A 12,099-nucleotide genomic window follows, 5' to 3' on the forward strand; every position below is an offset into this window, starting at 1 on the left:
CGGACCTTGGTGGCCGCGCCAGTGAATCTTGTTGTCGCCCACGGGATCGGCGGTTCGACGGACCTGCCCATTCCGTTCACGTACGCGCTCATCGGCGGCGCGTGGGCACTGACGTTTTCGTTCGTCATCACGATTCTGGTGTGGAAGACCCCACGCCTCGACCCGGAGCGCGTCGGATCACGGCTACCCGCGGTGCTTGCCGCGGTGTCGGACGATGCGCGTGTCCGAGGTGTCCTGCGGATGCTGGCCGTCGCGCTGGTCGGCTGGGTGGCGATCGCGGCCTTCGCCGGATCGTCGGAGCCGAGTCGCAATCCGCTATCCGGTTTTCTCTACGTGCTCGTGTGGGTGGGTCTGGTTCCCGCATCCCTGCTGTTGGGTCCGTTCTGGCGGGTCCTGTCACCGTGGCGAACGTTGCACCGCTGGGTGTTTCGGGATCGGTCTCCGCTGGTCCGGCTACCCGCGTGGGTCGGGGTGTGGCCCGGCGCACTGGGCCTGTTCGCGTTCGCCTGGCTGGAGCTGGCATGCAGCAGCAACGGCGAGGTGTGGGCCGTACGCGCATGGCTGCTGTGTTATGTCGCCGTGGTTCTCGTCGGTGCCGTGGTCTTCGGGCGCGAATGGTGTGCAGCCGCCGACCCGTTCGAGGTGTACAGCACGCTGATCTCCCACCTGGCCATCGTCGGGCGCGGGCCCGACGGCCGCCTGGCCTGGCGCAATCCGCTCGATGCGCTCGGCGGCCTCGTCCCCGGCCCCGGCATCGTGACGGTTGTGGCAGTCTTGCTGGGCTCCACTGCCTTCGACAGTTTCAACGCCTTCCCGGGATGGGGCAGGTTCGTCGAGGACAGCGGTGCACCCCAGTTGTGGCGGACCGTCGGCCTCGCGTGCGCTGTGTTGATCGTGGCGCTGAGCTATTGGGTTTCCACGCAGATGGTCGGCGGTATGACCCGGGCGCAGCGGCGCCTGTTGCCCGGGCAGCTGATCCATTCGATCGTGCCGATCGTGGTCGGCTACATCTTCGCTCACTACCTGTCGTATCTGGTCGAGAAGGGACAGGCCACCCTGATCCTGCTCGCCGACCCGGCCGACGCGGGCTGGAACGTTCTGGGTATCTCCAATCTCACCGTGTCCTACGTTCTTTCAGAACATCAGGGCGCGTTGGCGACCATGAAGGTGCTGTTCGTCCTGTGCGGCCATGTATTGGGTGTCATTGCCGCGCATGACCGCTCGTTGCGCATCCTCCCCAAGGGACACCAACTGACCGGCCAGCTCGGACTCATCGTCGTGATGGTCGCCTACACCTTCGGTGGGTTGTACCTGTTGTTCGGTGGCTGATCCGAAGAGTTAAGTGACCAGCGTCGTGACCTGGGGTTACGTGGCGTCGCGGCCGCGAGGACCGCGCGTCGACAGGGACCTCATATCTGGTCAGAGACCTTCGGAACTGCCGACGGTCCCTGACCACAAGTGAGGTCTCTGTGATGGGTGGTCCGTGGCGGCCGCTTCACCGACCCGAGGCGCGTCGTGGTTTCAGAAACCGCGTGTCTGGTCAGAAACCCGAGGCGCACCAGCGGTTTCTGGCCACATCAGCGGTTTCTGGCGACCAATGCGGTTTCTGCGACGAGGCCGCGCTCTTCCCGCCTCCATGATCGTCGGCAACGCCGACGGTGAGTCGCTGACTCGAAGAGCTACGTGACCGGGCCGCCGACCTGCGCAAACGCGATCGCCATGTCCGCAGCGTCCGGCCAGTGGGTGAACACTCGCACCGAAGCGTTTCAATTTGCGTCGGATAACGGAGCAAGCTGAAACCTCTGTCGGTGCTTGTCCGCGCCAGGTGTCGGGCCGCCCAGCCAACGTCGTAGCAGAAGGTGTCGCCTGGCGGGCACCCTCTGCTACAGCGTTTTTCGTCCCCAACGATGCTGCCATCTATGCGCGCCGGCGGATCGATCGGCGCTCCTGGCGGGCCAGATGGCCGGCCGGTCGACCTCGTGTCCGAAACGGTCGTGCTGAAGTGCCTCCGAGGGAAATGTGCCCTCGGTGGCTCCTCACGTAGACCGTTCCGGACGGCCTCACTCTTTCCGCCTCCACGATTGCCGACGACGTCGGCGGGTGGGTCGCTGATCCGAGGAGGTCGGTGAGCGACGCTCCGACCTGGGGTGGCCGGACGACCGCCCTCGTCCGAGTGCGCGCCAGCGAGTCGCGAACCCAGAGGCCGCGTGTCTGGCTAGAAACCCGCTGCGCACCAGGGGTTTCCGACCAGGCCCGCGGTTTCTGGCCGCATGTACGGTTTCTGTTCGGCAGTCGACGATCCCCTATTCACCTGAGCCATCATCGGATTCGCGCACGACGGTCTGTTCCTGATCGACCACCGAACCCAGTGTGACGTTCACGGTCCGGGTGCGACCGTTCGATTCGACGGTCACCGGCACTGTATCGCCGGGTGTGTGCGTCAACGTCTGGGCCATCAGATCTGCATAGCCACCGATGGTGGCGTCACCGATCTTGGTCACGACGTCGCCCTGCCGAATGCCTGCCGAGTCAGCCGGGCCGCCGGACTGGACGGAGGCCACTCGCGCCCCCTGGTCCGAGGAGTCGCCGCCGATCGAGCCCGACACACCGAGCACCGGCTTGGTCGAGTGTCCCTGCTGCAGAATCTCATTCGCCACTCGCTTGGCAACGTCCACCGGTATCGCAAAGCCGAGTCCAAAGGCCTGCACGCCGCCCGATGCCGCCTGACCGGTGTTGACGGCCGAGTTCACGCCGATCACCTGGCCGCTCAGATTCACCAGTGGTCCACCGGAATTGCCGGGGTTGATCGCGGTGTCGGTCTGCAGACCGTTGTAGACCGCGACCGGGCCGCCACTGCCGTCACCGGCTGTCACGGTGCGCGACAACGCACTGACGATCCCCGACGTCACGGTGTTGGAGAGGTTCTCCGGCGATCCGACGGCGACAACTTGTTGGCCGACCTTCACCCCCGAGGACTCGCCCAGAGCGGCAGGCGTCAACCCGCTTGCGTCCTGCAGCTTGATCACCGCAAGGTCGTAGGACGGAGACGTTCCCGTCACCGACGCCGCGAACGTCTTACCGTCCGACGTGGTCACCTGGATGCGTCCGCTGTTCCCGACACCATCGACGACGTGATTGTTGGTCAGCACATGACCGTCTTGCGACAACACGATCCCGCTGCCGACGGCGGTCCCCTGGCTTCCGGCGACCTTGATGTCGGCGGTGAACTTCGAAGCCACTTGCGCCGCATAGGTTGTCGATCCCGGTTGCTGGTCGGCCGGGTTGTTGCCGGCCGGCACGGAGGTGAGCAGCGGTGCCGCAACGTTGTCCGACCGGTCGACGAGCAGACTGCCCCCGACGCCGACAGCGCCGCCGAGCAGCCCGGCGATGAGTGCCGTCGCCATGATCGGAGCGGTCACGGTTCGTCGACGACGCGTCGGCGGCCCGGGCTGCAATTCTGGTTGCGGCTGGGCATAAGTGGGCCCGTATCCGCCAGGTACATGCGAGCCCGTGTACCACCCGGACGAGTGCGGCTGCGGGGAATGTGGCTGTGCGGGATAGCCATCGGAGTGCCAGTTCTCGGTGTTCACCGCGTCCACAGTGATCTCGAACACTGAGAGCAGACCAAGACCAAGACCACCAATCTGCTGACAATCCACCCAGGAAACGGCCAGATACGTCGAGGTGATGTACTCGAAGGATGATCACCGGCACCGTTCTCGCCCAGGCCGACTCATCCAGTTCCTCCGCCGCGCTACTCACCCTGAGCATCTCGCTCTACTCTGCCGTGATCCTCATCTGCATCGGCGTGGGTATCAATGCGGCGAGGCACGGACGTCGTCGCCTGGCGATCGCGATGGCCGTGATCGTCGGCATCCTCACCATCGTCGGCGTCGTACTCGCCATTCTCAGCAGCGTGCACTGAACTCTCAACCGCGTCGGCCTTCTGTGGTGGACCTCGCCCTGGCCGAGCGAGGAGGATCGCAAGCCGCCGGCCAGTGTTGGAGGTCGGGCCGGTGGCCAGGATCGGGCCCCTGACGATGGTCCGCCGGGCATGTCCCAGAAGCGGACGCTGACGGGCCCGATCTCAGTCACCGATTGCCGGTCGCCGCGTTCCGCCGACCGGCGACGCCAGGAACATGCGCCCACAAAAAGTCGGGGAAGAAACTTCGTCCCCGACCCTTGGTGTCTTCCCCCAGAAATTTGTAGGGGACGACTGTGAACCTCGGGGAAGAAACTTCTTCCCCGAGATTTTGCGGGCACGACAGTATCGTGTTTCCCCAGGTCAGAAGGCTAGTCACTGAACGCTTCGGATCAGCGAGTACTCAGGTGCGTCGCACCGGTCACCCTCCATGGGCAACTGTGACCAGAATCGCAAACTTGCATTCGTCTGCAATCTTGCAGAGATCTGCAACTTCAGTACCGTGGGCTCTATGCACTCGACAGGCCTGCGCGAAACGAAGAAGGCGGCTACTCGGCTCGCCCTCGCCAGCGCGGTACTTCGCCTGGCCACCCGTGACGGGATCGACCGCGTCACCATCGACACCGTCGCAGCCGAGGCCGGCGTGTCGGTGCGCACCTTTCACAACTACTTCAGCGGCAAGGAAGACGCTCTGGTCTTCTTTGCTGCGGCGTTGTTCGATTCCATCGTCGACCGCATCGAGTCGCAGCCACTCGACGAGTCGTTCTGGAGTGCCGTTCGCAGTGCGCTGGTGGACGTCGCCACCTCCCCCGACCTCGGAAAGCCCGCCGAGTTCGTGACGCTGCTCCGGTTGCTGGACTCCGAACCGATCGTTGTCGCGCACTCGCAGCACGTCGACCTCATCGGCCAGATCGACGCGCGCGTCGAGGCGCTGTTCACCCAGCGCGGACAAGATGGCAACGAGCTGTACCCACATCTGGTGCTGCACAACGCGATCGCGACAACCCGAGTAGCTCTCGAGTTTTGGGTGGCGCGCGCCCAGGGCGACGACGTCAACGATCCCGACAAAGTCCGCACAGTGCTCGACGCTGCACTGGATCAGGTGCAAGCCGGTATGGCCCAACCGATTTCCCGCCCGATGATTTCCCGACCTAAGGAGCTCTAGGAACGTGGCAACCTTTCTTTACAAGGTGGGGCGATGGTCGTACGCCAACCGGTTCAAGACCATCGCGATCTGGATCCTGGTCCTCATCGCCTTCGGCATCGGCGCCAATCTCCTCGCCAAGCCGACGTCGGAGTCGTTCTCCATCCCGGGTATCCCGTCGGAGCGCGCACAGAACCTGATGGTCGAGCGGTTCCCGGACAAACCCAAGTTCGGCGAGGGCGTCGACGTCACGTATGTGGTTGCCGCGCCGCAGGGTTCGACCCTCACTGAGGCGCGGTACCAGGAAGCCATCAATCAGATGGTGACCTCGCTGCGCGGTATGGAGCAGGTGAAGAACCCGGATTCGGTGCAGAGTCCGTTCGTGACGTTCGGCACCGCGCAAGATCCTGGCAAGGCACGCACCATGATCGAGGGGTTCGAGCAGCAGGTGTTCGGAAAGTCCGCCGAGCAGGCCGCCGCCGACGCGCAGGCGACCTCACCGATCACCGCCGACGCGACGGCCGCACAGTTCGGCGCATCCTTCGCCGTCGACACCGCCGACGACCTCACCCCGGCGACCAAGGACGCGATCGAGAAGGTCGCCGACGACGCCCGCAAGAGCGGACTCACCGTCGAGATGTCGGGTTCGGCGATCGAATCGCACGAGCTCGGCATGACGTCCGAACTCATCGGAATCGCGGTTGGCGCAATCATTCTCATCCTCACCTTCGCGTCGCTGGTCGCGTGGGGCATGCCCATCGTGACCGCGATCGTCGGCGTCGCCATCGGCATGCTCGGGGTTTCGGTCGGTACGTATTTCTTCGACCTCAGCAAAGAGACCCCGATGCTGGCCACGATGATCGGGCTCGCCGTCGGAATCGACTACGCGCTGTTCATCGTGTCCCGCTACCGTCACGAAATGCATCGCACCGTGGACCGAGCCGACGCAGCCGGTCGAGCGGTGGGCACCGCCGGCTCGGCCGTCGTCTTCGCCGGCAGCACGGTGGTGATCGCACTGGCGGCACTCGCCATCGTCAACATCCCGTTCCTGACCGCCATGGGTATCGCGGCGGCCGGAACCGTGGTCGTCGCCGTGCTGGTCGCGCTGACGTTGCTCCCGGCCATCCTCGGACTGTTCGGCTCCAAAGCCTTTGCGGGACAACTACCGTTCCTCAACGCCCCCGATGTGGGGCCGCACGACCCTGCGCGCGTACACAACGGTCAGCGATGGGTGCGTCGCGTCGTCGACCATCCGCGCCTGGTCACCGGCGGGATCGTCGTCGTCATGCTGCTCCTGGCCATCCCGATGGCCGGACTGAAACTCGCGTTGCCCAACAACGGCACCGCCGACCCGTCCACCACGCAGCGTCAGGCCTACGACCTGGTGTCGGAGAAGTTCGGCCCCGGATACAACGGACCGCTCGTGGTGGTCGCCGACGGCCGCAACATCGAGGACCAGACCGAGCGCGTGCGCACGTTCAACAGCCTCGTCGAGGACCTCAAGAAGGTCGACGGAGTCTCGAACGTCTGGATCGGCGCCGACGGTCTCAACCAGTCCCGCGACACCGCGGTCATCAGCGTCCTACCGACCCACGCATCCGACGATGAGGCGACCCACGACCTGGTCGGGACGCTACGTTCCATGGAATCGACCGTCCAGCGCACCACCGGGATCAGCTACGGCGTCACCGGGCAGACCGCGATCGAACTCGACGTGTCCGACCGACTGTCCGAGTCCTTGGTGCCCTACCTCCTCGTCGTCGTCGGACTCGCGTTCATCCTGTTGATCATCGTGTTCCGCTCGATCCTGGTACCGCTCACCGCTGCGCTCGGATTCTTGCTCAGTGTCGCCGCCACCTTCGGCGTCACGGTGGCGCTGTTCACCGACGGCGCGCTGGGGATCATCAACAACCCGCAGCCCGTGGTGTCGTTCCTGCCCATCATCATGATCGGCATCGTGTTCGGCCTGGCCATGGACTACCAGGTGTTCCTGGTGACACGTATGCGCGAGGCCTATGTCCATGGCGCCGATGCGAAACAGGCCGTAATCGTCGGCTATCGGCATGGCGCGCGTGTGGTCGGTGCCGCCGCGGCGATCATGATCTCGGTCTTCGCCGCGTTCATGCTCCAGGACATGGCGTTCATCAAGGTGATGGGCTTCGCGCTTGCCGCCGCGGTTTTCTTCGACGCGTTCGTCGTGCGGATGACGCTGATGCCGGCCGTGCTGACGCTGCTCGGCGACAAGGCCTGGTGGCTGCCGCGCTGGCTGGACCGGATTCTGCCCAACGTCGACGTCGAGGGCGAGGCACTCGGCATCGCGGAATCCCCTGCGACCGACGCGAGAACAGACTCGGGCGACGCGGTCGTGTCGACCAAGGCCTGAGACGCTACTCGACGGGAAACTCCCCCAGCGTCGACCACTCGTCGGCGTCGATCGTCGCGTTGATGATGTCGGGTGTGCGCACCAGGTATTGGGGCAGGTCGGCCTGCGCCTTGCGGAAGTGGTCGGAGGTCACGTGTGCCTCGGCGGCGTCGTCCTCGAAAGCTTCGACCAGGACGTAGGTGGTCGGGTCGTCGAGGCTGCGTGACCAGTCGAACCATTTGTTGCCCGGTTCGGCTCGGGTCGCGGCGGTGAACTCCGCCGACAGTTCCGGCCAGCGATCCGCGTGCTCGGGTTTGATGGGCCATTTCACGACGATGAGGATCATCCCCCGACTGTAGAACAGCCTCGGTCACCCGCTCGTCGCGATATGAGAATCCGCAACGGCCAAGATGGCTAGACTGTGAAACAGACAACATCTGTCACCACTTTGCGCATTACGTCATGCGCAAATGCGCCAATCAACACGGAGGCACCATGCGGGAAATCACCAAGTTCTACATCGACGGTCAGTGGGTCGAGCCGGCGGAGCTCAACATCATCGACGTCATCAACCCCGCGACCGAGAAGGCGGCCGGACACGTCGCGCTCGGCAGTGCCGCCGACGTCGACGCGGCGGTCGACGCCGCACGACGTGCCTTTGTCACGTGGGGCCAGTCCACCGTCGACGAGCGTGTGGACGTGCTGAACGCGATCATCGCCGAATACCAGAACCGGATGGGTGACCTCGCCGCAGCCGTGACCGAGGAGATGGGATCGCCGACCGGTCTGACCAACGCTGCCCAGGTGCCGATCGGGCTCGGCCACCTGATGACCGCGGCTGCTGCGCTCCCCGAGTTCGCGTTCAGCGCCGAACGCGGTGCGCACCGCATCGTCAAGGAGCCGGTCGGGGTGTGCGGGTTCATCACCCCGTGGAACTGGCCGCTCAACCAGGTGATGTGCAAGGTCGCACCGGCGTTGGCCACGGGCTGCACCATGGTGCTCAAGCCCTCGGAGGTGGCGCCGTTCAGTGCCGCGATCGTCGCCGAGATCTTCGACGCCGCAGGCGTTCCCGCCGGTGTCTTCAACCTGGTGAACGGCGACGGCCCCGGCGTGGGCACCGCGCTGGCCAGTCACCCGGGCATCGACATGATCTCGTTCACCGGGTCCACCCGGGCCGGCATCGAGGTCGCCAAGAGCGCCGCACCGTCGGTCAAGCGGGTGGCGCAGGAACTCGGCGGCAAGAGCCCCAACATCATCCTCGACGACGACAAGTTCGCCGAGAACGTTGCCGGCGGCATCGCCACCATGTTCCTGAACTCCGGCCAGTCGTGTAATGCGCCGAGCCGCATGCTCGTTCCGTCGGCCCGCGTCGCCGAGGTCACCGAGATCGCCAAGGCGGCCGCACCCAACTTCACCGTCGGCGACCCCACCGGCGGCGTGATGCTCGGCCCAGTGGTCTCCGAAGCCCAGTTCGACAAGATCCAGGGTCTGATCGAGCGCGCCATCGCCGACGGCGCCGAGCCCGCCATCGGTGGTCCCGGCCGTCCCGAGGGCCTGCCGACCGGTTACTACGTGCAGCCGACGGTGTTCACCAACGTCACCAACGACATGGAGATCGCCCGCACCGAGGTGTTCGGTCCGGTTCTGGTGGTCATCGGCTACGACTCGATCGACGAAGCGCTCAAGATCGCCAACGACACCGAGTACGGACTCGCCGGCTACGTGTCCGGTGCCGACGTCGACGAGGTGCGTCGTATCGGTTCGCAGATCCGCGCCGGATCGATCTCACTCAACGGCGCCCAGGTCGACCCGGTCGCCCCGTTCGGCGGCTACAAGAAGAGCGGAAACGGCCGTGAGTGGGGCGACTACGCCTTCGACGAGTTCCTCGAAGTGAAGTCGTTGCTGGGCTACAGCGCCTGATCGCCCTCCCCCGATTGCAGCGCCCCGGTCATCCGACCGGGGCGCTGTAACGTCCGTATACCCATCGAACGACATTCCAGTCATCCCGGCACGCTTCTCGGTGCTGCGTATGACAGGAGTTCCATGTCGTCCCATCTCGACAACACCGATGACTTCATTTCCGTCGACGACGCCCCGGCCGACGCCGCGTCGGAAGGTTCGGAATCCACCAGCCGACGACCCCGCCTGACTCCGCGCCAGCGACTGATCAGTGGGGTGTCGGCGGTCGCAATCGTCACCATGGCGCTCTTCGCGGCCAGCGGCCTGTTTGCCGCGAGCAATCCGGCCCGCGCGCTCTCGGGCCATCCCGAGGTTCTTCGGCCCGGATGCACGTGGGACAAGTCCGGCAACTACGTGCAGAACTGCAAGGTCTGGTCGAAGTCGCAGAACAAGTACGTCATCGTGCAGATCCGCGCCTCCAACGGCAGCAACCAGGGCATCTACCTGCTCGACGGCATGCGTGCCAACGAGCAGCGCTCGGCGTGGACGACCGACGTCCAGGCGGCCAAGGTCTACGACCGCAGCACCGACACCACCCTGGTCATGCCGGTCGGCGGCGCGTCGTCGTTCTACACCGACTGGGATGCCGGTGCGGGCAACGAGAACAAGACCATCAAGCAGGAAACCTTCCTCACCGACGAACTGCCTGCCTACCTGCAGGAGAACTTCGGGGTCAGCCCCAACAACAATGCGATCGTGGGACTTTCGATGTCTGGCGGTCCGGCCGTCACGCTGGCCGAGAAGCACCCCGAACAGTTCAAGGTCGTCCAGGCGATGTCCGGCTACTACCAGACCGACAACCCGATCGGTTACGCCGGCGTCCTCGCCTCCCAGACCATGGTGTCCAACTACACCAACGGCATCCTCAACATGTGGGGCACACCCGGTAGCCAGCGGTGGGCGGAGAACGATCCGTCCAAGAACATCGGCAAGCTCAAGGAGAACGGTCAGGTCCTGATCATCTCGTCAGGCAACGGCTTCCTGACCAACAGTGAGATGCGGAAACTCTCGCAGCAGGACCAGATCAGCGCGATCGCCCTGGAGATCCTGTCCGCGGTGTCCACGGTGCTCTTCCAGATGCAGGCCTCGCAGAGCGGCGCGTCGGTGATCTCGCTGCCCAACTATGGTGGTCACACGTGGGAGAACTGGGGTCGGGCGCTCGCCGACGGCAAACCGCACGTTCTCGAGGCGCTGCGCAACAACCCGCCGGTCACCGCCAAGACCCAGTTGGTGTCGGCGCAGGGCACCCCCGAGCCGGAAGGCACTGCCCAGGCGACGGTCGCGGCAAAGCGGGCGGCGGCGACGCCACCGGTTCTCGATCCCGCCATCCTCGCGGCCGCTGAATCGGAGACCACCGACGCCGCCACGACCGAGGACTCGCCGGAGAGCACCACCGACGATCCGGGAGCGGCAACCCCCGGCGCGCGGACCCCGGACGGTGTCGTGACACCGAACGAGGTCGCCGGCACCGAGGTCCCGACCCCGGTCGAGACCAGCACGCAACCCCCGGCGACCGCCGAGACCACGCAGACGCCGGAGGCCGTGGAGACGCAACCGGAAGCCGTCGACCCGACGCCCGAGCCGCTCGACACGCCGTCGGCGACCGAGGCGCCGACCACCACCGAGACGACGCCGCCTCCGCCACCGCTGAACTGACGCCTACCTCTGCCACCCCTACATCAGAGCCGCTGCCTGAGGTGCTCGAGGCGCCAGCCGAGAGCCTCGAAGGCCTGGTGAGATGACATTGTCGTCTCACCAGGACCCTTCGAGGCTCGCTTCGCTCGCACCTCAGGGAGCGGAGGGGGGCTCGCTTGCGCTCCTCGCACCTCAGGGAGCGGAGGGGGGCTCGCTTGCGCTCCTCGCACCTCAGGGAGCGGAGGGGGGCTCGCTTGCGCTCCTCGCACGTCAGGGAGCGGTGGGCGCCTCAGCAGCGGGGAGGAAACGCCGAATCACGGAGCGGTGTCGGCGGGTGGGGATGCGATCGGCGCTCGCGCCTCGAGCCACTCGACCACGTCGCCGATCACGATGTCCTGCTCCGGCTCGTTGAAGATCTCGTGGTAGAGGCCGTCGTAGATGACGAGTTTCTTGTCGGCCGATCCCGCCAGACGGTCGACCATCTCGCTGCCGGCCGGCGCGGTCAGCGCATCGGCACTGCCGTGCAACACCAATAGTGGAAGATGAAGCGACGGTAGACGATCCGGGAAGGTCTGCATCGTCGACAGCAGGGCGCCGGCGAGACCTGCCGGGATACGGCCACGAGGAACCAGCGGATCCGCATCGTAGGCGGCAACCACCGCGCGGTCCTTCGAGATGCTCGCCGAGTCGAGCGCGGTGGTCGGCATCCACGGCGCGACGCGCCCCAGTATCTTTGCCACCTTGATCGCCGCGGGCGCCAGGTCGTCGCCGGGAACCACGGCAGCACCGGAGAGCACGAGCCCGTCGAGTTTGTCCTGGTGGTCGAGGGCGTAGTCGAGCGCGATGGCGCCACCCATGCTGTGCCCGAGGAGGAAAGTGGGCGCGTCGGGCGTCGTCACCTGGTCGATCACCGTGTCCAGATCGTCGGTGAAGTCGGCGAACCCGCGCACCCGCAGGCGCTTGCCGCCCGACCTGCCGTGCCCGCCATGGTAGGGGACGGCGACCACCAAACCGGCCGGCACGAGTGGGTCGACGACGGGCGGTTAAAGGGGCCAAAGCTCGTGCAGGCCCTGGGCC

8 protein-coding genes and 1 pseudogene are annotated in these 12,099 nt (G+C 65.7%); 6 read left to right on the forward strand and 3 right to left on the reverse strand.

Annotation, left to right across the window (positions count from 1 at the left end; all coding sequences use genetic code 11):
* The first annotated feature begins 21 nt into the window (after positions 1-21).
* The gene (locus ABZW74_RS16405) at positions 22-1,329 is read left to right on the forward strand and encodes a hypothetical protein (protein WP_240856707.1); all 1,308 of its coding nucleotides are present in this window, start codon (positions 22-24) and stop codon (positions 1,327-1,329) included.
* Positions 1,330-2,303: 974 nt separating this feature from the next.
* Here the strand turns inward: ABZW74_RS16405 and ABZW74_RS16410 are convergent.
* A complete protein-coding gene (locus ABZW74_RS16410) occupies positions 2,304-3,614 on the reverse strand; it encodes a trypsin-like peptidase domain-containing protein (RefSeq protein WP_355277590.1) in 1,311 nt (436 codons plus the stop codon).
* 86 nt (positions 3,615-3,700) lie between these two features.
* On the opposite strand from ABZW74_RS16410, the gene ABZW74_RS16415 reads away from it, so the two are divergent.
* The 3 genes from ABZW74_RS16415 (at position 3,701) to ABZW74_RS16425 (ending at position 7,449) form a co-directional block, all read left to right on the forward strand.
* Positions 3,701-3,925 carry a hypothetical protein gene (locus ABZW74_RS16415; protein WP_240856566.1) on the forward strand — a complete coding sequence of 75 codons (225 nt, stop codon included), beginning with the start codon at positions 3,701-3,703 and terminating at the stop codon, positions 3,923-3,925.
* Positions 3,926-4,433: 508 nt separating this feature from the next.
* Positions 4,434-5,087: a TetR/AcrR family transcriptional regulator gene (locus ABZW74_RS16420; RefSeq protein ID WP_355277595.1), complete on the forward strand. Its 654-nt coding sequence runs from the start codon at positions 4,434-4,436 to the stop codon at positions 5,085-5,087.
* A gap of 4 nt (positions 5,088-5,091) precedes the next feature.
* Positions 5,092-7,449: an MMPL family transporter gene (locus tag ABZW74_RS16425; RefSeq protein ID WP_240856564.1), complete on the forward strand. Its 2,358-nt coding sequence runs from the start codon at positions 5,092-5,094 to the stop codon at positions 7,447-7,449.
* A 4-nt stretch (positions 7,450-7,453) separates the two neighbouring features.
* Here ABZW74_RS16425 and ABZW74_RS16430 read toward each other — a convergent pair whose 3' ends face one another.
* A complete protein-coding gene (locus ABZW74_RS16430; RefSeq protein ID WP_240856563.1) occupies positions 7,454-7,774 on the reverse strand; it encodes a putative quinol monooxygenase in 321 nt (106 codons plus the stop codon).
* Between the two features lie 149 nt (positions 7,775-7,923).
* On the opposite strand from ABZW74_RS16430, the gene ABZW74_RS16435 reads away from it, so the two are divergent.
* Together ABZW74_RS16435 and ABZW74_RS16440 are read left to right on the forward strand one after the other, a co-directional pair.
* A complete protein-coding gene (locus ABZW74_RS16435; RefSeq protein WP_240856562.1) occupies positions 7,924-9,348 on the forward strand; it encodes an aldehyde dehydrogenase family protein in 1,425 nt (474 codons plus the stop codon).
* A gap of 123 nt (positions 9,349-9,471) precedes the next feature.
* The gene (locus ABZW74_RS16440) at positions 9,472-11,043 is read left to right on the forward strand and encodes an alpha/beta hydrolase-fold protein (protein ID WP_355277599.1); all 1,572 of its coding nucleotides are present in this window, start codon (positions 9,472-9,474) and stop codon (positions 11,041-11,043) included.
* Positions 11,044-11,336: 293 nt separating this feature from the next.
* Here ABZW74_RS16440 and ABZW74_RS16445 read toward each other — a convergent pair.
* Positions 11,337-12,047: pseudogene (locus ABZW74_RS16445) on the reverse strand (lysophospholipase); the annotation flags it as partial.
* Between the last annotated feature and the right edge of the window lie 52 nt (positions 12,048-12,099).

The organism is Gordonia sp. NPDC003585, assembly GCF_040610755.1.
Taxonomy (GTDB): Bacteria; Actinomycetota; Actinomycetes; order Mycobacteriales; family Mycobacteriaceae; genus Gordonia.

Bases quoted from the DNA above. Each gene is read 5' to 3' on its own strand.
- ABZW74_RS16435 (WP_240856562.1), top strand. From the start codon at position 7,924: ATGCGGGAAATCACCAAGTTCTACATCGACGGTCAGTGGGTCGAGCCG.
- ABZW74_RS16430 (WP_240856563.1), bottom strand. From the start codon at position 7,774: ATGATCCTCATCGTCGTGAAATGGCCCATCAAACCCGAGCACGCGGAT.
- ABZW74_RS16420 (WP_355277595.1), top strand. From the start codon at position 4,434: ATGCACTCGACAGGCCTGCGCGAAACGAAGAAGGCGGCTACTCGGCTC.
- ABZW74_RS16440 (WP_355277599.1), top strand. From the start codon at position 9,472: ATGTCGTCCCATCTCGACAACACCGATGACTTCATTTCCGTCGACGAC.
- ABZW74_RS16415 (WP_240856566.1), top strand. From the start codon at position 3,701: ATGATCACCGGCACCGTTCTCGCCCAGGCCGACTCATCCAGTTCCTCC.